This is a genomic window from Thiomicrospira aerophila AL3 (genome assembly GCF_000227665.2).
GTDB classification, from domain to species: Bacteria; Pseudomonadota; Gammaproteobacteria; order Thiomicrospirales; family Thiomicrospiraceae; genus Thiomicrospira; species Thiomicrospira aerophila.
In genome coordinates this window covers 730,171-749,125 of sequence record NZ_CP007030.1, presented here as the reverse complement: position 1 = coordinate 749,125, position 18,955 = coordinate 730,171, and the positions used below count along the sequence as shown (strand labels likewise).

Here is an 18,955-nt window from a genome sequence, read left to right as displayed (position 1 = left end):
CTATGACAATTTATCTTCGACACGCGACCTTTGCTTTAGCAGGCCTGCTGCTCGCCAGTAGCTTTTCAGTCATGGCTAATCAAGCCGCTCAATTAGAAATTGATGACCCTTATGTCCGTGAAATGCCTCCGATGGCGCCCGCCACAGGTGCGTTTATGACCTTAATCAATACTGGTGATGAGGCGATTGCGGTGGTTCGTGCGCAATCAGATGCCGCAAATACCGTGGAGCTACACACGCATATTAACGATGGGGGCGTTATGCGCATGCGTGAAATCCCCGAAATCGCCATTGACCCCATGGGGCAAGCCGAATTAAAACCCGGTGGCCTTCACGTGATGCTGATTGGCCCAACTCGTGCACTCACCGAAGGCGACCTGGTTGACATCACTCTGGTGATGGCGGATGGCAGTGAGAAAACACTGCAAGCGCCAGTGCGTAAAATTATGGGCATGGGCATGGGACAAGGTCACCAAGGCGGTCATGGAATGCACCGTCACCACTAAACATTGACCAACTGCACCACTTCATAAGCTGGCTCTTCATAAGGATGAGCCAGTTTTAATGCGGCAACTACCGCCGTTAAGTCTGCTTCAGCCACTAGGGTTTCAAGTCGATATTCCGCCACCCGCTCAACCTGCCCCTGCTGACCTATTGCTGGCTGGCTTCCTGCTAAAGGTCGGAACTGCCCCTCACCCAACACTTGCCAACTGCACGCATCATAGTTTCCTAAACGCCCCGCTCCAGCTGCAAATAGCGCTGATTTGACCTGGTCAATCGATGCCTGGGGTACAAAAACGATTAACTTATAGCTAGACACCTTTTTACCTCCTTAAAATTTCACTACAATAGGGCAAGCTTAATTAAAAGGAAAGCCAGTTATGACCTTAACCCCAATGATGAAAATCTTGCTCACCTATATGGTACTGTTATCCCTTGCCATGTCGTCATATTTTACGGGTATTGTCTATTTTGCCAATCTAGCCGGCTTTATAGGCGCGATGGGGATCATGTATTTATTTTTTAAAGATCGTCCCGATGATTGGGAAGAAGACTCAACTGAAGCGATAGCAGATAAAAAATGGCGCAAAATGTGGTACTTCGTGCTAGGATTTGGAGTTTTTATTAGCCTTATTTTTGGCAGCCTGTGGAATCATCAATTCGGCGGGATGGTCTAAGATAGCTGGCTCTTGTCATTTTAGGATATCCTTTGACCACACCCGCTCCCGTTACAACATTTGACAGCCTTTCACTTAACCCAAGCTTGCTTAACAATCTAACCAGCTTGGGCTACCACCAACCCACCAGCATTCAAACGCAAAGCCTACCGATTATTCTAGCCGGCGAAGATTTAATTGCCCAAAGCAAAACCGGGTCGGGTAAAACCGCAGCGTTTGGTTTAGGTTTGCTACAGCAACTCGATAGCAAAGATTTTACTATTCAAGGCCTGGTACTTTGTCCAACGCGCGAACTGGCCGATCAGGTCGCAGAAGAAATCCGTCGTCTTGCACGTCAAATGCCTAATGTTAAAGTCCTGACACTTTGTGGCGGCAGCAATCTGGCTGCGCAACAAAGCTCGCTCCAACAAGGTGCCCACATTATTGTAGGGACGCCTGGGCGAATTGAAGAACACCTGCGGCAACAGACTCTGTCATTATCAGGCCTAAAAACACTGGTATTGGATGAAGCCGATCGCATGCTTGAAATGGGTTTTCAACCGGCTATTGAAGCTATCCTAGCCACCCTGCCTACACCACGTCAAACGCTGTTATTTAGTGCGACCTTTCCTGATGCCATTGCACAGATGGCCAGTCATGTGATGCACAACCCGATAACAATTAAAGTGGCCATACAACATGAACCTAGCAGTATCAACCAAGCTTTTTATAAAGTTGACACTCCAGAACAACGATTTAAGGCAACACGTCTATTGTTATTGCAGCATCGCCCTGATGCCTGTGTCATTTTTTGTAATACTAAAAAAGACGCGCAGACGGTTGCAGACCAACTACTCGATGCTGGCTTTAGTGCCGCCGCATTGCATGGTGATTTGGAACAGCGCGACCGGGATCAAACCTTAATTCAGTTTGCCAACCATAGTATTGCGGTATTGGTCGCGACCGATGTGGCCGCCCGCGGCTTAGATATTAGCGATCTTGACGGCGTGATTAACTATCATCTTGCCCAAGACCCTGAAGTGCATATTCATCGCATTGGGCGTACAGGTCGCGCCGGACAGACGGGTTGGGCGGCGAGCCTGATTAGCGATAAAGAAAGCTATAAAGTAGCGATGCTCGGTGACTATTTAGGGCAGACCATTGTGACATCTTCCCTGCCCCATGACAGCCTTTTGCAACAACCACCCTTGCAAGCAACGATGACGACCTTGCAGCTGGATGCTGGCAAGAAAGACAAACTGCGTCCTGGTGATATCGTCGGTGCACTGACCGCTAATCCCGAACTGCAGGCTGAACAGATTGGCAAAATTAAAGTCACCGATGTGCGCAGCTATGTGGCTGTCAGCCGTCATTTAGCTAAACAGACCTTGGCACACTTAAACAACAATAAATTAAAAGGCAAAAAAGTCCGCGTAAAACGCTTAACGATTGGATAAATTACTCAACATCAATTAGATGTTAGAACAGATAACAAAAAGGGCTGTATGCGACAGCCCTTTTTGCAACTCAGTAGAGTCATAGCGAGTTGAAAAACCCGCTAGAATAATTCGATATCACCTTCTTCCATTGAGCTATTATTGACACGTTTTATCCGCTTATGCTCAATTTCTTCGCGCTTTAACTGAATAGCTTGAATAAACGCCGTCATGCGTTGATGATACTCTTCAAAAGTTTGAGCAGGATCTTCTTGATACCCCACCATAAACTGATTTACCTCTGAAGAGAAATCGTTCAAGTTATCTAGGTTACTAATCACTTGCTCTATTAACTGACGAACAATATCTTCAAACTGCAGGGAACGTACCGCATCTGATACACTCGACTCAATGCCTTTAATCAAATGAGACATGCTACCTAATCGACTTGAAATCGTATCGTTCATTGTTTCAAGATCAACTAGCATATTATCGACGCGCGACTTAGAGGTATTAACCTGCTCAACATCCTTATTAGCCATGTCACTGACAATACCATGAACCTGATCAACGGTCTGGCGGGCTTTTTGAGCTTTCAAACGAATTTGTTCATTAAGCTGATTGGAATGAAGTGAAAGTTTGCGAACTTCGTCAGCAACAACCGCAAAACCACGCCCCGCTTCACCGGCACGAGCAGCCTCAATAGCCGCATTCAATGCCAATAAGTTAGTTTGATCGGCAATACCTTTTACATCTTCAAGTAAATTAAAAATACCTTCAATTTGTGAGACCATGTCATCGATTTTAGTCACGGTAACACTACTTCGTTGACTCGCATTCATGATCATATCAATAAGCTGCTGCAATACCTCTTTGGTTTCTTGAGAGAACTTTTGAATGGTCATGCCGTCAGCACCGCCACCCAAGTTCGCAATCAAAGAAGATACCACTTCGTACTGTTGTTTAGTTTGTTCGTGCAAACCCGTGAAACTGTTGTTTAGAGTGACTATGGATTCAGCAACAAGTTCTTTTGCTTGGGTCAATTCTGTCGTAACCAATGCAACCTCTTCATTGATGGCCACATCCATATCTTGTACCACTGATACCATGGGTTGATGAGCATTATGGATGTGCTCAGCCAAATGCGCATCGTCTGCATAACTATCAAGCGAGTGATTCGAAACTTCATTAGCAGAATCAGCAATTGGAAAGGTCGGGTAGTTAACCTCCTGTTCGGTTTTTTGGTTAAGGTTTGACCATGCCAAAGCTGTCCAAACTAAGGTGGTTACTACAATCAACCCAAAAGTTAACCAGGGTATCGGCCAAAAAATTGATATTGCCGTTAATACACTTAGTAACCAACCAAGCCAAAAGTTTTTTATAAATTCTGCCATCTTATCCTCTTTGTAAAATTCGCTACTCAAACTCAATTAAGCAGTGTTAAAACCTCAAGTAACGTTCTCGGTATTTTATCTAATGCAATAATCTGATCCGCTGCACCTAGGTTTACGGCTTCTCCAGGCATACCCCAAACTACTGACGATAATTTATCTTGTGCAATAGTATGCGCGCCAACTTGTTGCATCTCCAATAATCCTTGGGCACCATCTGCCCCCATGCCAGTTAACAATATACCAACGGCATTCGGACCACAAGCTTGAGCTACGGATCTAAACATCACATCGACCGAGGGTTTATGTCGATTGACCTCTGGCCCATCATTTAATGTCGCAAAATATTGTGTGCCTTCACGCTCCACAATCAAATGACGATTGCCAGGCGCGATGTAAACATGCCCAGTTTCTAATTTTTGACGTGCTTGCGCATGAATAACTTTCATCGGCGTAATCGTATCCATCCGCTTGGCGAAGGGTTCACTAAATGCAGCCGGAATATGTTGTGAAATAACGATAGGCGGCGTGTTTTCGGGCAAACGCATTAAAATTTCTTTAATTGCCTCTGTGCCACCCGTTGATGCGCCAATCGCAATCACTTTTTGCTGAGTCTTGGGAAACTTGCTCGGTACCGCAATTTTTTTAATAACCGCATCCGCACTCAGCTTTGGCATTACTTTTGTCGTAGGGAAAGACTCTACTGCAGGCTTTTGAGTCTGATTATGAGCAAATCGTTGATATTGCTCAGCAAGCGACTCGCGTTTAACGCGTGCAGCTTGTTTTACCTTACGACAAATTTCAAATTCATATTTATCTAGCGTATTAGATAAATCAACTTTCGGCTTAGTCACAAAATCAATTGCACCCAGCTCAAGTGCCTGAAGGGTAATATCTGCACCACGCTCTGTCAGGGTTGAAATCATCACCACCGGCATCGGGTGTAAACGCATCAAATTCTTTAAAAAACTAATGCCATTCATTTTTGGCATTTCTACATCAAGCGTGAGTACGTCAGGATGCAATTTTTTTATCAACTCTCTTGCTTCATAGGGGTCGCCAGCTACGCCAACCACCTCAATCAACGGGTCAGCATCGAGCATTTGAGTCAAAATTTGTTGTACAAGTATCGAATCATCGACAATTAAGACGCGCACTTTTTCCATAGCATCCCCAACTATTTTATTTTGCGATAAATTGTTTGACCGAGTAATTCAAATCGATCAGTTATCTTATTTAATGATTCGGAATGACCTATGAATAGGTGCCCCTCATTAGCCAATACGTCAGCATAACGATTAAATAATCGTGATTGCGTCGGTTTATCAAAATAAATGACCACGTTACGACAGAAAATCACATCAACTGGCCCCTTAATTGGCCAATCTTGCATTAGATTAACCTGACCAAATGTAATCATCTCTTGCAACTCAGGTTTGACTCGAACAAAGCCTTCATTAGCGCCTGTTCCTTTCATAAACCAGCGTTTAATTCTCGCTTGCTCAACACCTTTAAGGCGGTCTATAGCGTAAACGCCTTGGCGACCAGTATCCAATACATTGGTATCTAAGTCAGTAGCGATAACTTTTGCATCCCAACCACTAGGAACTGTTTCTTTTAATACCACCGCTATGGAGTAAGGTTCTTCACCTGTTGAACAACCGGCCGACCAAATACGAATCTTTTTACTTGTGGCATTTTTTTTTAACAGGAAAGGAATAACTGACTGGGCTAAATATTCAAAATGATGGTTTTCTCGAAAAAAGAAAGTTAAGTTAGTCGTGATCGCATTAATCAAAGTAACAAACTCTTCTTCCCCTTGGGCCTCCACAAAGTCTAAATAGCCTTTGAAACTGTCTAAACCCAAGAAACGTATCCGTTTAGCTAAGCGGTTGTAAACCAAATTTCGTTTAGAATCACTTAAATCAATGCCAGCAAATTCATACACCATAGTACGAACGCGCTTAAAATCTTGTACAGTAAAAGCAAATTCTGTTGCACTCATGACAACCTATCCTCAAAACGCAGGTTAATGCTTCTTCAACATAGCCGCTGAGAAGTTTATGATTTATTCTAGTGATAGTTTAAACCATTTAATCTAATAAAGAACAAAATATGGTTACCTAATATGTTTAAAATTTCATCCTCTCCCCCTATTACCACGGGGATGCAGCTTAGTCTGCCTATCGCGGCATCAGCTAAACTAAATCTTCATTTAGGCCAATTGATGAAAGTGGACGTTTTACAACTTCAGCCACTTAGTCAGCCTGGATTAAAAAATGTAACTTTGTCCCTAAATGGCCAGACCCTGACGGCGCAAACCGACCTTAACCTTCGGCCTGGACAGAGTCTATTAGTGCAAGCCCAAGCAAGCAATACCGGGCAAATTTTATTAAAGATTCAACCGCAAACACCGCCTATTCAACTTGAAACCTTACGCCAAGCCTTACCCCATCAAGTCAACCTAACACAGGCCATCACCCAATTAGTCCAAATGCAACCGCAGTTGCCACCCCTAGTTAGCCAACCACTGCAGCAGCTTTTATCCCAGTTGCGACTACCAACACAAAACTTATCCAGCTCACAACTTGCTCAAGCTGTTCAACAAGGTAGCGCCAATTTAGAAGCGCAGTTAGTGAGTGGACAAGGCAATGCGAGTTTAAACCTTAAAGCGGCTTTAATGCGCTTAAGCCAAGGATTGCAACAATGGCAAGCAACAGCGGCTGCATCAAAACAATCGGTTATAAGCCAACTTTTAAATGGTGTTGAAGGGGCGATGAATCAAGTCAAAGTCCAGCAAATTCAATGGTTGGCGGAAGACTATCATTGGATAAGCCAACATCTTTTGGCGATAGATCAGCGGGACTATCTTGCTAGATTGTTTTTTAAAAACCTAAGCCATGACGAAGACACTCAACATTGGCAAGTCATTCTAGAACTCAGTGCCACTGCTAACAGCGCAGCAGAAACTTTACATTATTTACAGTTAGATTGGTTTGCGCCCGCAAAACTGACGCTAGGTGTCTATAGTGATGACGCAGCCTGGCGTGACCAATTTTTCGCTCAAGTTGATAGTCTTAATCATGCACTCAAATTACAAGGATTTGATCTTGCTCGCGTTTATACGCTTGCCACTGCGCCCGATCCGTTAAAACTGAGTCGGGATTTTCAGTTAATTGACATCCACATTTGAGACCAGCGTATCTTGAAAAAACATATTAGTTTTTTCTAATAATTAGTCATCGCTTTTACACGCTAAATCCGTTAACATAACCAGGTCAGCATTTAATAACATTATCGAGGAGAATTAAATGAACATTGAACGTATCGTATTGATGGTAGCAGGCACCATGGTGTTAGTTAGCTTGTTTTTAGGCTTAATGTTTCACCCTTACTGGTTCTTTTTAACCGCATTTGTTGGCGCAAACTTAATTTTCTCAAGTTTAACTGGCTTCTGCCCAATGGTACTTGTATTGAGAAAACTAGGTTTAAAGCATGGTTCACCTTTCACCAAACGTGAAGTTTAAGCACTACATCTTGACATAAAGCAATCTTGACATAAAGCGCCCTAGGCGCTTTTGTCATTTCGCAGCGATACTCTCTAACAAGGCTTCCAGTTCTTCCTGACAAGCTAACCATTGCATTTCAACTTCATCTAACTCACGCTGCACGCTACCCTGTTGTTGTAATAGGTCTGCAATAAGTGCTGAGCTTTGACTATCTTCATAAAGAGTCGGATCTGCTAAGCGTTGATTTAATTCTGCCAATTGACTTGATAAATCGTTCATTTGCTGTTCAAGCTGTTGAATCTTTTTGGTTAAAGGGCGCGTTAGTGCTTGCTGCTGTTGACGTAACGCCGCCGCCTCTTGACGTTGTTCTTTTTTATTCTTTTGCATCACCGGTGAAGCATCGTTTTGTGCACCGAGCTTATCTTGTTTTTGTTGTTTTTGCTCTTGTCTCTGCTGTTTTAACAGCGCTAAACGCTGTTGTAAATACGCATCCAAATCACCATAAAAAAGGGTCACTTGTTGTTCATGTACCCACCAATATTGATCTACCAGGCCAGCTAAGAGTAATTGATCATGCGACACCATAATCAAGGCACCGTTAAAATCTTGTAATGCGTGCTCTAAGGCATCGCGACTATCCATATCCAAATGGTTAGTTGGCTCATCCAAAATAATTAAGTGCGGCTGTTCATAGACAATAAACGCTAAACACAACCTGGCCTTTTCCCCGCCCGAAAAACACTCGATAGTTTGTCCAGCCATCTCCTGACCAAACCCAAAACCGCCGATAAAATCACGCGCCTGCTGTTCAGTTAAATCCGGAAAACGCCGCAGCATCGCTTGAATAGGGGTATGAGACGGCTCTAGGGTTTCAATTTGATGCTGGGCAAAATAGCCAATTTTAAGCCCTTTCGCTCGCAGGATATGCCCCGACTCTGGGATGAGTTCACCGACTAGGAGTTTAATAAAGGTGGATTTACCACTGCCATTAATCCCAACCAAACCAATTCGATCACCCGCACGGAGGGTTTGTGTTACATCCCTAAATTGAGACGGTGATTCGGGATAAGCAAAGTTAATTTTTTCAAACTGCACCATTGGGTCTGGGCAGTATTCAGGACTGGCGAAGTTGAATTGAAACGGATTAAGTGCCTGCAAAGGTGCGACTTCATCCATCCTGGCCAGCGCCTTAACACGACTTTGCGCTTGCTTCGCTTTACTGGCTTTGGCTTTAAAACGCGCAATAAAACTTTTCAACTGCTGCATTTTTTGCTTTTGCTTATCGGCTAAGGCTTGTTGTTGCATAATCGCCGCGGCCCGCTGACGCTCGTAGGCAGCAAAGTTACCCTTATAGCTGGTCAGATTTTGTTGGTCAATCACCAGGATATGATCAACCACCTGGTCTAAAAAATGCCGGTCATGCGAAATCACCAACAAGGCCCCAGGATAACTCGCTAGCCACTGCTCTAACCAAGCGACGGCTTCAACATCCAAGTGGTTGGTCGGTTCATCTAACAGCAACAAGTCCGCCGGCTGCATCAAGGCCCGCGCTAATTTTAGTCTTACTCGCCAACCCCCTGAAAAATGCGGTGCTGGTTTAACAAAGTCAGCTTCATCAAACCCTAAGCCCATTAAGAGTTGTTTCGCTTTAGCCGGCACTAGATAGGCCTGAATCCGATCTAAATCATCATGCAGGCTAACTAACCGCTGCTGGGCGTCATGGCGCAGCCTATCGCTAAGATTGGGTTGATTGAGTTGTGCTTCGCAGGCCTGCTGCTCTGTGCTTAAACGCGCATACTCGGTATCACCGGTCATCACAAAATCTAACGCGGCTACCTCAGGTAGGTCGTCCTGTTGGTCAACATACCCCAAGCGCCATTCGCTCGGTAAACGCATCTGTCCTGCATCAAAATGACTGTTACCTAATAGGGTTTTAAATAAGCTCGATTTACCCACACCATTACGCCCAACAACACCCATTTTTTGGCCAGGGTGCAAGGTCATTGAGGCGTTATCTAATAGACATTTGGTACCGGCGAATAGCTGAACCTTTTCAAGCGTGAGCATCAATGCCTCGCTGGATTTGTCCATCGACCAATTCAATTTTGCTACCTAGGCTCTCAGCCAATTGCAAATCATGAGTCACCACCAATAAGGCGGTATTAAACTGCTCATTTAAATTCAACATTAAACTTAATACTTGCTCTGCTGCTTTAGAGTCTAAATTGCCCGTTGGCTCATCGGCGAGAATGCAAGCTGGCTCAGTGATCAATGCCCGTGCAATTGCAACGCGTTGGCGCTCACCGCCCGACAACTCACTCGGTTTGTGCGCCACACGACCAGCCAAGCCGACTGCGGCCAATAAGTCCTGGGCTTTTTGCTGTGCCAACTTCGCCGGTACCCGTGCGATACGCAGCGGCAGCATGACATTTTCTAATGCCGTCAGCTCAGCCAATAAGTAATGAAATTGATAGACAAAACCAAGATGCTGATTACGCAGTTTACTGCGCTGCGCTTCCGATAAACTTGAAAAAGCTTGCCCCTGCAAAAACACTTCACCCACACTCGGCAGTGCCAGGCCTGCTAACAAATGTAACAGCGTACTTTTACCCGATCCTGATGCACCGACAATGGCTAGGCGCTCACCTGGATTCAGCGAAAAATTAATGTCATGCAAAACGGGCGTTTGTAAAACACCTTCTTGAAATATCTTACCCACACCTTGCGCTTGTAATACCGGCTGTAAAGGATTACTCATAACGAAGCGCCTCCGCAGGTTGGATGCGTGATGCACGCCAGGCTGGATAAAGCGTGGCAATTAGGGTCAAGCCAAATGCTAATAGGGAAACCGACCAGACATCGCTCCAAAGGAGTTTGGAGGGTACTTGGCTGATGTAATAGACATCGGCTGGAAAAAATTCGAAACCAAAAAGATTTTCAATAAACGGCACAATGACATCTATATTTAACGACAAAAGCACCCCTAAAATAAGCCCCAGAGTAGCTCCAATAATACCAATGATCAAACCTTGAATAATAAAAATGGCTTGAATACTGGCTGGCGTCGCGCCCAAGGTGCGCAATACCGCAATATCTTTTTGCTTATCGGTCACTACCATCACCATGGTTGACACAATATTAAAGGCCGCCACCATAATGATCAGCGCCAAAACGATAAACATCATGCGTTTTTCAAGTTGAATGGCTTTAAAAAAGTTGGCATGTTGTTGCGTCCAATCGCGAATAAAGAAGTTCTCGCCACTCATACTCGCAAAATCACGTCTCACTTGAAATACTCGAAACATATCCGCTACTTTCAACTGCAAACCGGATACCGCGCCATCCCGATAACGAAACAACACCGACGCATCATCTAAGTGCATATACACGACACCCGAGTCATATTCATACATGCCGGCATTAAACACGCCAGTGACTGTCACGCGCTTAACCCGCGGCACCACCCCAACGGGCGTCACCGCCCCCTGTGGCGCCAACAGGGTAATCTGATCACCGACCGCCACACCCAAATTAATAGCAAGGTCGCGGCCAATAATAACCCCAAACTCACCCGCTATAAGCCGATCCCAGCTGCCTAAGGTTAAGATTTGTTCGATATTGGCAACATAGGTTTCCATTTCAGGTAACACCCCGCGAACCATCACACCCTGTACGCGATCGCGGTGACTCAACATTGCCTGCTCTTGGATATTCGGCGCCGCGCCCATCACCTGTGGGTGCGCCAAAGCCAACTCTCGAGTCGCCTGCCAATCGCCTAAATAACTCGGACGATCACTCACCGTCATGTGAGCCGTCATGCCTAAAATCCGCTCACGAAGCTCATGCTGAAAACCATTCATAATCGACATCACCGTAATCAAGGCCATCACCCCCAAGGCAATGCCAATCATCGATGACATAGAAATAAATGAAATAAAACCATTACGCCGCTTGGCACGAATGTATCGGGTGCCCAATAATAATTCGACTGGCAATTTAAACATAACGAAAGGTTCCTTATTGACCTGACTGATTGGGATTCCCAAAGGTCGGCAAACTCGCTTTGGCGTGAATCGCCCAAACTCTTAACGTAAAGACTAGTACGATGGTTAATATTGCGGCCCATTCCATCACCGCAAACCACTCTAGCGCAATAACATAGACAATCGCACCCAGTACTGAAGCGGTGGCATAAATTTCTTTACGGAAGATCAGCGGCACTTCACCGGCTAACACATCACGGATAATACCGCCCAACACCCCAGTCATAACCCCCATTAAAACGACTACCGGCATCGCTAAACCAAAATCGAGGGCTTTTTGCGCACCAATTACGGTAAAAACCGCTAATCCTAACGCATCTAACCACAATAACAATTTGTTAGGGAAGGTAAAAAAGCGAATATAGATGTAGGTGAACACACTGGCAAATAAAATGACATACAAATAGACCACCTGCTGAGTCCAAAACACCGGGGTATCTAAAATCAAATCACGAATCGTACCCCCACCCACAGCGGTAACCGTTGCCAATACCAGCGCGCCAAATAAGTCTAATTGTTTGCGGACAGCCGCCAACAAGCCGGTGATGGCAAACACCAGCGTGCCCAGTAAATCAAGATAAAAAATGCCGTCAATAAAGGTCATAGTGCGCCAATTATACGCAGTCATTCAACAAAACGCACCCATTCAGGCCGATTAAAAGCGCGGCAAAAGCCTACAAAGAAAACCTTGATTCAGGTTAGAATAAGTTCCCATTTAACTTGATCAATTTTAATCGTTATGTCAGCCAACGTGTCTAAACACTCATTGTTTCCATTTAGCCTACCTAAACTCACCGGCCACCGCTCTGACTGGGGCTATTTAAATCTAACCGAGCAGGCCTGGTGCATCAGTCAATTGTTGGCACAACATCATGGATTAATTGTCTGCCTGTGCCAAGATAGTGCGCAAGCTCAAACCCTCACGGAACAGCTGACTATTTTTTGTTCACCCGATCAGGCCATTATTCATTTACCCGAGTGGGAAACCCTGCCCTATGATCGTTTCTCGCCCCATCAAGATATAATTGCAAACCGGTTAAGTAGTCTTTACCAGCTCCCGCAACTCCAGCAAGGCTGCCTAGTTATTCCGATTAATAGCTTGGTTCAACGGCTAGCGCCAACAGACTATGTGCAACGCCAAAGTCTACAACTTGCTGTGGGTGACACACTTGATATTGGCGCGTTTTTAAGTCACCTTGAGCAAGCTGGCTACCAACGGGTCAACCAAGTAATGGAGCCTGGCGAACTCGCAGTTCGCGGCGCGCTCATTGATCTTTTCCCTATTGGCAGCCAAGCCCCGATTCGCCTAGATTTATTTGATAACGAACTTGAAACGATTCGTTTATTTGACCCAGACACCCAAATTAGCCAAAGCCAGATTGAGCAGATTAATCTGCTCCCCGCTAAGGAATACGACTTCTCTGAAGAGGGTATTCGCCAATTCCGTTTACAAGCACGCGAGATTTTTGGCGGCGATGTGCGTACGTCACAACTCTATAAAACCGTCAGTGACCATCAAAATCCCGGCGGGCTTGAATATTATTTACCGATGTTTTTTGAACAAACGGCTACCCTGTTCGATTATTTACCCAACAACAGCCTGTTTATTGAACATGCGGAGCTAGAAGCCGCTTTAGAACACAACTGGCACGACTATCTTGAGCGCTATGAAATCGGTCGCCACGACAACCAACGTCCGCTGTTACCGCCGCAGAGTTTGCTAATGGAAAACCAAGCCTGCTTTGCGGCGCTTAAGCACTATCACCGCATTCGTCTACATACCAATGAACAATCACGTCCGGTGACACAATTAAATGTGCAGTTTGATAACTTACCGCTGCCTAATTTACAAATTAATCATCAAGTTAAACAACCGCTTGCGCCGCTGCAGGACTGGTTAAGTACCCTCGCCAAACCGGTAATTATTTGTGCCGAATCCTTAGGGCGTCGTGAAGCCCTATTTAATCTATTACGCCAACATGCGCTCGACGTTGAAATTATTGATCAGGCACTACCAGGTCATCTAAGCCTGGTCGATTTGCAGCCTTCTCATGGTTTAAATCTGGCGGTTGCGCCCGTTATTAACAGCAGTCATAGCAGGCCTGTTTGTTTGATTGCGGAATCCGCATTATTAGGTCAGCGCGTTGAACAAAAACGTCGGCGCAAAAAAGGCCATCAGGATTTTGATCAGGCCATCGCCAATTTAATTGAACTCGAAATCAACAGCCCGATTGTGCACTATGATCATGGTGTAGGGCGTTATCAAGGCTTACAAACCCTTGAGATTCAAGGCGAAAATCGTGAGTTTATGGTGCTCGAATATGCTAACCAAGACAAGCTTTACGTACCGGTTACCTCGCTCCACCTAGTCAGTCGCTATACCGGTACGTCTGCCGAGCATGCACCTTTACATAAACTAGGTACCGACAAATGGGATAAAGCAAAACGTAAAGCAGCTGAAAAAGCCCGTGATGTGGCTGCCGAACTATTAGAAATTTATGCCAAACGCGCCGCGCAACAAGGCATGGCATTTGAGCTCAGTGAACAAGCTTATCAACAATTCTGTGCCGCCTTTCCATTTGAAGAAACTGACGATCAACTCGAAACCATTGCCCAAGTTTTAGCTGATATGCAGGCCCCGAAACCCATGGATCGTTTAGTTTGCGGTGATGTCGGCTTTGGTAAAACCGAAGTGGCCATGCGTGCCGCCTTTGTGGCCGCTTACGCCGGCAAACAAGTCGCGATTTTGGTGCCGACCACCCTGCTGGCTCAACAACACTTTGAAAGCTTTCGTGATCGCTTTGCCGAATGGCCGGTTAATATTGCCGTGTTATCCCGTTTTCAGACCGCCAAAGAACAAACACTCACCCTAGAAAAGCTAGCCGAGGGTGGCATCGACATCATTATAGGCACCCATAAACTGATTCAAAAGGATGTCAAATTTAACCGGCTTGGCCTATTAATTATTGATGAAGAACACCGCTTTGGTGTGCGGCAAAAAGAACAACTAAAAAAATGGCGCACCCAGGTAGATATCCTAACCATGACCGCCACCCCTATTCCACGCACCCTCAGTATGGCAATGAATGCGTTACGCGACCTATCGATTATTGCCACCCCACCGGCTAAACGTTTGTCTGTGCAAACCTTTGTCCAGGCCTGGCAACCCCAAACAGTCCGTGAAGCCTGTTTGCGTGAACTACGCCGCGGCGGCCAAATCTACTTTTTATTTAATGAGGTCGATAAGATTGACCGGATGGCCGACGATCTCGCGACACTGATTCCTGAAGCCAAAGTCGCGGTCGCTCATGGCCAAATGAATGAGCGCCAACTCGAACAAGTTATGCAGGATTTTTATCATCGCCGCAGCCAAATCCTGGTGTGTACGACCATTATTGAAACCGGGATTGATGTCCCCAACGCCAATACGATCTTGATTTATCGTGCAGATAAATTTGGTTTGGCGCAACTGCACCAGTTACGTGGTCGGGTGGGCCGGTCACATCATAAAGCCTATGCCTATATGCTTACCGGCGAACCTAACAGTCTGACCGATGATGCGCGCAAACGCCTGGATGCCATTGCCAAGCATGACACTCTTGGCGCCGGCTTTATGCTCGCCAGTCACGATTTAGAAATTCGTGGTGCGGGTGAACTACTTGGTGAAGGTCAATCAGGGCAGATTCAAGAAGTGGGGTTTGGCTTGTATAATGAATTGTTAGAGCGAACTGTTAAAGCGCTCAAATCAGGCAAGCAACCGGCGTTAAGCCTAGAGCTCGATGCTCATTGCGAAGTCGAATTGGGTAGTGCGGCATTGATTCCTGAGGATTACCTAGCTGATATTCATACACGGTTGGTCTTCTATAAACGCATTGCCAGCGCTGAAACCGATGCCGAGTTACACGAGCTTGAAGTCGAGATGATAGACCGTTTTGGCCTATTGCCCGATAAAGTTAAAAACCTATTTAGTGCCACCAAAATTAAATTACTCGCGCAACCGATGGGCATCATTAAAATTGACGCCAGTGCACAAATGATACGCATCCAATTTAATGCGCAACCGACCATTGCCGCCGACCGACTTATTCAGCTTATTCAAACCCACCCACAGCGCTATCAATTGAAAGGTCTGGCAGAATTAAAGATTTTTGATAAGATGGAGGATGTTAATGACCGAGTAAAACAGCTGGCATTTACCCTCAGTCATTTACAACCTCATTAATAATAGGCTTAATTCATGAACAACCCGCGTACCATCCAAACGACTACTCAGGCCGAATATATCCTTAAGCCACTTAGCTATTTAGTGATAATACTATTGGCTGCGATTCTACTCGTAACACCCAAGACGGGGCATAGTCAAACAACAGCTTCACCACAGGTACATGTTGAAATTATTATCTTTCAGAGTTTAGCGCAACGGGGCTGGACCGAAGAATATTGGCCGTCACCATCAGGCCTGGTTTTATCAGAGCAGGCACAACGACTCGGTGAAACTACGCCCTGGGCGAAGCTAGTCGCTGCTGAAAATCTCGAACTAGCGGAAGTTCGAAGTCGCATGACCACAGATCGCGGCTATGACGTACTGGCTCATTTTGCTTGGCAACAACCGGCCTTCAATCGTAATAACGCCCAACCGATTATCATCGATAGTCAGCTGCAAAAACGTCGCCACGAAACCTCGCCCATTTACGGACAAGTAAGAGCCTATCAAGAGCGCTTTAACCATGTTGAAATCAAAGTAGAACTGGATCGTCGCATCCCAGCTAATCTTCGGGAACGCTTTGCTGAGCATCAAGGCATTGAACTAGCCTGGTTACCAGAGAGTTGGAAGTTTGTGATTGATGAATCAAGACGGGTTAGACCGGGTGAACTCCATTACATCGATCACCCACTATTTGGTGTACTAATTCATGTTAGCCGCGTCAGCCAACCTTAAAAAAACTAGACAGGCCTGTTTATTAGCAGGCCTGCTTATCAATGACTGCGCTTGGCTTCAGGTAAAATCAAGTTCAATTCAAGCACTTCATAACCGTTATCCGCATCTAACGAGATTTGAAGATTCTCTTCGTCAATATCGACATAACGACTAATCACTTCCAAAATCTCTTGACGCATTTTTGGCAAATAGTCTGGCGCAGTTGATTGTGAACGCTCATGGGCCAGCAATATCTGCAAACGATCCTTAGCTTGATTAGCTGATCCTTTGCGATTTTGCCCTAATAAATAATCTAATAATCTCATGACTACTTCCCAAATAACTTTTTAAACAGGCTTTTATGCTCAACGGTTAAGAAACGCTGTGGCTTCTCTTCGCCAAGAAAACGTGCAACGATATCCTTATAGGCTTCCGATGCATCGGTACCTTCTTGCATAATGACTGGTGTACCGGCATTAGACGCCTGCAACACATCCTGTGATTCGGGTACAACACCGAGTAAATCGACACTAAGCAGTTCAACAACATCGTTCATGGCTAACATCTCACCGGCTGCGACACGCGTTGGATTGTAACGTGTTAACACCAGGTGTTCTTTAATCGGGTCTTCACCCTGCTCGGCCCGACGTGACTTAGCTTGTAAAATCCCCAAAATACGATCGGAATCACGCACAGAAGACACTTCAGGGTTGGTCACGATGATGGCTTCATCTGCAAAATACAGCGCCAACTGCGCGCCTTTTTCAATGCCCGCAGGCGAGTCACAAATAATGTACTCAAAACCATCTGCTTTTAATTCTTCAATGACTCGCCCCACACCCTCTTGGGTAAGTGCATCTTTATCCCGCGTTTGTGATGCCGCCAAAACATACAAATTCGGCGTTTTCTTGTCTTTGATTAAAGCTTGTTTAAGTGTGGCTTCACCCTGTACGACATTCACAAAGTCATACACCACACGACGCTCACAGCCCATGATTAAGTCTAAATTACGCAAGCCCACATCGAAGTCGATGACCGCAACCTTATGGTCACGCGCCGCTAAACCGGCTGAAAAACTTGCGCTAGTAGTGGTCTTACCCACTCCGCCCTTACCAGAAGTCACTACAATGACACGTGCCACATCTACTCCTTCACTCAAAATCAATAAATAATAGTTAAATAATTTAGTTCAAAATATCAAACCGCAAACTTTCATCGGCTAAATAAATTTCAACCGCTTCACCACGATATTGTGGCTGAATGTCATCGGCTAAGAGAAAAAAGCCGGCAATACAGACTAATTCCGCATCTAGCTTGTGTACAAAAATACGCGCATCACGATTACCATTACTACCAGCAAAAAGCTTACCACGCATGGGGCCATAAACATGAACATGCCCATCTGCAATAACTTCAGCGCCAGGATTGACTGCACCTTTGACAATCAGATCGCGATTTTTAGCGACAACCTGCTGACCGGAACGTACTGCACCACGCACCATCAATGCGGTTTCATTCACGCTGCTATTGACCGGTTCAACTGGCGCAACCTCTGCGACCTTTTCAAGACTCGACTTATCTCTGCTTTTGTCCTGCGTATCGAACACCGCTAAGCCAGCAAACTTTGCCTGCTCTATCACCCCTTGTTCTTCAGTCCGCACCCCAATCGGCACTAACTCTTGCTGATGCAAAAATTCAACCAATAACGCCAAAAACATTGGATCTTCAATAGCCACATCTAACTCGATCACAATCGGCAAACCTTTGAAAAATGCCGGTGCTTTACCGACTATTTCAGCTAAGGCTCGCGTGACCTGCTCAATATCCGCACTGGCTACTTTTAAGTTGGAAAGCGATAATACAGAACCTTTAAGACTAACCGGTTGGGGCATAGTTTCTCTCTTTTTTAACCTGCAAAAGTACTTGCAACTAATGATGCGTTCACACCCTGACGCTGCATGAACTGACAAATTTGTTGATCAAACACACTGATTTTCTCAAACTTATGTCCCCCACCTACCGCGCGATGAATCGATGCACCTTGCAAATAACTTAATGCGCGTTTCGGATCTAACACCTCATCATCCATTTGCTGGAGGAGCAAAATGCGCTTTAAGGTGCTGTCGGCTAACTGGGCAATAAAATAGGGTTTTAACGCCTCACATACCTCAGGCGTCCAAATAAAACGCTGGTCTTGACTGGTCTGATCAGTTACATCGCCAAGGGGCGCCAAAGGAGGAATAGCCGGATTAATCAATACGGCTGGCACTTGATACTTATCGGCTAAATACAAGGCATAAAATCCACCCAATGATGCGCCGATGAGTCCCACCGGCTGAGTTTGTGTTTCCAACCACTGTTCTAGTGTATTCAACGCCAAAGGAACCTGATCGGACAAGGATGGGCAAAATACCTGGTTAACACCAAATACGCGCTTAAAATGCCTTGCTTTAAAACTCAAGCCATTAGATTGATAACCGTGTAAGTAAGCCAACATAGTC

19 protein-coding genes are annotated in these 18,955 nt (G+C 45.4%); 7 read left to right on the top strand and 12 right to left on the bottom strand.

Annotated features, from left to right (window positions below):
• The first annotated feature begins 2 nt into the window (after window positions 1-2).
• On the top strand, window positions 3-506 hold the full coding sequence (locus THIAE_RS03480) for a copper chaperone PCu(A)C (RefSeq protein ID WP_006459245.1): 504 nt from the start codon (window positions 3-5) through the stop codon (window positions 504-506).
• Here the strand turns inward: THIAE_RS03480 and THIAE_RS03475 are convergent.
• Entirely contained in the window at window positions 503-820 is a 318-nt protein-coding gene (locus tag THIAE_RS03475) for a hypothetical protein (RefSeq protein WP_006459246.1), read from the bottom strand. The genes THIAE_RS03480 and THIAE_RS03475 overlap by 4 nt on opposite strands.
• Before the next feature lie 61 nt (window positions 821-881).
• Here THIAE_RS03475 and THIAE_RS03470 point away from each other — a divergent pair, with 61 nt between their 5' ends.
• Both THIAE_RS03470 and dbpA read left to right on the top strand, forming a co-directional pair.
• On the top strand, window positions 882-1,178 hold the full coding sequence (locus THIAE_RS03470) for a hypothetical protein (protein ID WP_006459247.1): 297 nt from the start codon (window positions 882-884) through the stop codon (window positions 1,176-1,178).
• 32 nt (window positions 1,179-1,210) lie between these two features.
• The gene (gene dbpA / locus THIAE_RS03465) at window positions 1,211-2,614 is read left to right on the top strand and encodes an ATP-dependent RNA helicase DbpA (RefSeq protein ID WP_006459248.1); all 1,404 of its coding nucleotides are present in this window, start codon (window positions 1,211-1,213) and stop codon (window positions 2,612-2,614) included.
• Window positions 2,615-2,715: 101 nt separating this feature from the next.
• Here dbpA and THIAE_RS10955 read toward each other — a convergent pair whose 3' ends face one another.
• From THIAE_RS10955 to THIAE_RS03450, 3 genes are read right to left on the bottom strand one after another with little or no spacing between them, the layout of a single operon-like run.
• Window positions 2,716-3,987, bottom strand: coding sequence for a methyl-accepting chemotaxis protein (locus tag THIAE_RS10955; protein ID WP_006459249.1), 1,272 nt, complete (start codon window positions 3,985-3,987; stop codon window positions 2,716-2,718).
• 32 nt (window positions 3,988-4,019) lie between these two features.
• Window positions 4,020-5,150: a protein-glutamate methylesterase/protein-glutamine glutaminase gene (locus THIAE_RS03455; RefSeq protein ID WP_006459250.1), complete on the bottom strand. Its 1,131-nt coding sequence runs from the start codon at window positions 5,148-5,150 to the stop codon at window positions 4,020-4,022.
• An 11-nt stretch (window positions 5,151-5,161) separates the two neighbouring features.
• A complete protein-coding gene (locus THIAE_RS03450) occupies window positions 5,162-5,989 on the bottom strand; it encodes a CheR family methyltransferase (protein ID WP_006459251.1) in 828 nt (275 codons plus the stop codon).
• Window positions 5,990-6,112: 123 nt separating this feature from the next.
• Here THIAE_RS03450 and THIAE_RS03445 point away from each other — a divergent pair, with 123 nt between their 5' ends.
• Window positions 6,113-7,177 carry a hypothetical protein gene (locus THIAE_RS03445; RefSeq protein WP_006459252.1) on the top strand — a complete coding sequence of 355 codons (1,065 nt, stop codon included), beginning with the start codon at window positions 6,113-6,115 and terminating at the stop codon, window positions 7,175-7,177.
• Between the two features lie 118 nt (window positions 7,178-7,295).
• On the top strand, window positions 7,296-7,511 hold the full coding sequence (locus tag THIAE_RS03440; protein ID WP_006459253.1) for a YgaP family membrane protein: 216 nt from the start codon (window positions 7,296-7,298) through the stop codon (window positions 7,509-7,511).
• Between the two features lie 54 nt (window positions 7,512-7,565).
• Here the strand turns inward: THIAE_RS03440 and THIAE_RS03435 are convergent, their stop codons facing one another.
• From THIAE_RS03435 to THIAE_RS03420, 4 genes are read right to left on the bottom strand one after another with little or no spacing between them, the layout of a single operon-like run.
• Window positions 7,566-9,584: an ABC-F family ATP-binding cassette domain-containing protein gene (locus THIAE_RS03435; RefSeq protein WP_239232394.1), complete on the bottom strand. Its 2,019-nt coding sequence runs from the start codon at window positions 9,582-9,584 to the stop codon at window positions 7,566-7,568.
• Window positions 9,547-10,251: an ABC transporter ATP-binding protein gene (locus THIAE_RS03430; RefSeq protein ID WP_006459255.1), complete on the bottom strand. Its 705-nt coding sequence runs from the start codon at window positions 10,249-10,251 to the stop codon at window positions 9,547-9,549. Before THIAE_RS03430 ends, THIAE_RS03435 begins: the two co-directional genes overlap by 38 nt.
• A complete protein-coding gene (locus tag THIAE_RS03425; RefSeq protein WP_006459256.1) occupies window positions 10,244-11,497 on the bottom strand; it encodes a lipoprotein-releasing ABC transporter permease subunit in 1,254 nt (417 codons plus the stop codon). Before THIAE_RS03425 ends, THIAE_RS03430 begins: the two co-directional genes overlap by 8 nt.
• Before the next feature lie 13 nt (window positions 11,498-11,510).
• On the bottom strand, window positions 11,511-12,164 hold the full coding sequence (locus tag THIAE_RS03420; RefSeq protein WP_239232393.1) for a trimeric intracellular cation channel family protein: 654 nt from the start codon (window positions 12,162-12,164) through the stop codon (window positions 11,511-11,513).
• A gap of 111 nt (window positions 12,165-12,275) precedes the next feature.
• Between THIAE_RS03420 and mfd the strand changes: the two genes are divergently transcribed.
• Window positions 12,276-15,758 carry a transcription-repair coupling factor gene (gene mfd, locus THIAE_RS03415; RefSeq protein WP_006459258.1) on the top strand — a complete coding sequence of 1,161 codons (3,483 nt, stop codon included), beginning with the start codon at window positions 12,276-12,278 and terminating at the stop codon, window positions 15,756-15,758.
• A 15-nt stretch (window positions 15,759-15,773) separates the two neighbouring features.
• The gene (locus tag THIAE_RS03410) at window positions 15,774-16,475 is read left to right on the top strand and encodes a CsiV family protein (RefSeq protein ID WP_006459259.1); all 702 of its coding nucleotides are present in this window, start codon (window positions 15,774-15,776) and stop codon (window positions 16,473-16,475) included.
• A 38-nt stretch (window positions 16,476-16,513) separates the two neighbouring features.
• Here the strand turns inward: THIAE_RS03410 and minE are convergent, their stop codons facing one another.
• From minE to THIAE_RS03390, 4 genes are read right to left on the bottom strand one after another with little or no spacing between them, the layout of a single operon-like run.
• Window positions 16,514-16,780 carry a cell division topological specificity factor MinE gene (minE, locus tag THIAE_RS03405; RefSeq protein WP_006459260.1) on the bottom strand — a complete coding sequence of 89 codons (267 nt, stop codon included), beginning with the start codon at window positions 16,778-16,780 and terminating at the stop codon, window positions 16,514-16,516.
• 2 nt (window positions 16,781-16,782) lie between these two features.
• Window positions 16,783-17,595 carry a septum site-determining protein MinD gene (gene minD, locus THIAE_RS03400; RefSeq protein WP_006459261.1) on the bottom strand — a complete coding sequence of 271 codons (813 nt, stop codon included), beginning with the start codon at window positions 17,593-17,595 and terminating at the stop codon, window positions 16,783-16,785.
• Between the two features lie 43 nt (window positions 17,596-17,638).
• Window positions 17,639-18,346, bottom strand: a complete 708-nt coding sequence (gene minC / locus THIAE_RS03395) for a septum site-determining protein MinC (RefSeq protein WP_006459262.1) — start codon at window positions 18,344-18,346, stop codon at window positions 17,639-17,641.
• 14 nt (window positions 18,347-18,360) lie between these two features.
• Window positions 18,361-18,951, bottom strand: a complete 591-nt coding sequence (locus tag THIAE_RS03390) for a YqiA/YcfP family alpha/beta fold hydrolase (protein WP_006459263.1) — start codon at window positions 18,949-18,951, stop codon at window positions 18,361-18,363.
• Window positions 18,952-18,955 lie beyond the last annotated feature (4 nt).

Coding starts and splice junctions, on each gene's coding strand:
- THIAE_RS03480 (WP_006459245.1), top strand. CDS start 3: ATGACAATTTATCTTCGACACGCGACCTTTGCTTTAGCAGGCCTGCTG.
- THIAE_RS03470 (WP_006459247.1), top strand. CDS start 882: ATGACCTTAACCCCAATGATGAAAATCTTGCTCACCTATATGGTACTG.
- THIAE_RS10955 (WP_006459249.1), bottom strand. CDS start 3,987: ATGGCAGAATTTATAAAAAACTTTTGGCTTGGTTGGTTACTAAGTGTA.
- THIAE_RS03455 (WP_006459250.1), bottom strand. CDS start 5,150: ATGGAAAAAGTGCGCGTCTTAATTGTCGATGATTCGATACTTGTACAA.
- THIAE_RS03450 (WP_006459251.1), bottom strand. CDS start 5,989: ATGAGTGCAACAGAATTTGCTTTTACTGTACAAGATTTTAAGCGCGTT.
- THIAE_RS03445 (WP_006459252.1), top strand. CDS start 6,113: ATGTTTAAAATTTCATCCTCTCCCCCTATTACCACGGGGATGCAGCTT.
- THIAE_RS03440 (WP_006459253.1), top strand. CDS start 7,296: ATGAACATTGAACGTATCGTATTGATGGTAGCAGGCACCATGGTGTTA.
- THIAE_RS03435 (WP_239232394.1), bottom strand. CDS start 9,584: ATGGACAAATCCAGCGAGGCATTGATGCTCACGCTTGAAAAGGTTCAG.
- THIAE_RS03430 (WP_006459255.1), bottom strand. CDS start 10,251: ATGAGTAATCCTTTACAGCCGGTATTACAAGCGCAAGGTGTGGGTAAG.
- THIAE_RS03425 (WP_006459256.1), bottom strand. CDS start 11,497: ATGTTTAAATTGCCAGTCGAATTATTATTGGGCACCCGATACATTCGT.
- THIAE_RS03420 (WP_239232393.1), bottom strand. CDS start 12,164: ATGACTGCGTATAATTGGCGCACTATGACCTTTATTGACGGCATTTTT.
- mfd (WP_006459258.1), top strand. CDS start 12,276: ATGTCAGCCAACGTGTCTAAACACTCATTGTTTCCATTTAGCCTACCT.
- THIAE_RS03410 (WP_006459259.1), top strand. CDS start 15,774: ATGAACAACCCGCGTACCATCCAAACGACTACTCAGGCCGAATATATC.
- minE (WP_006459260.1), bottom strand. CDS start 16,780: ATGAGATTATTAGATTATTTATTAGGGCAAAATCGCAAAGGATCAGCT.
- minC (WP_006459262.1), bottom strand. CDS start 18,346: ATGCCCCAACCGGTTAGTCTTAAAGGTTCTGTATTATCGCTTTCCAAC.
- THIAE_RS03390 (WP_006459263.1), bottom strand. CDS start 18,951: ATGTTGGCTTACTTACACGGTTATCAATCTAATGGCTTGAGTTTTAAA.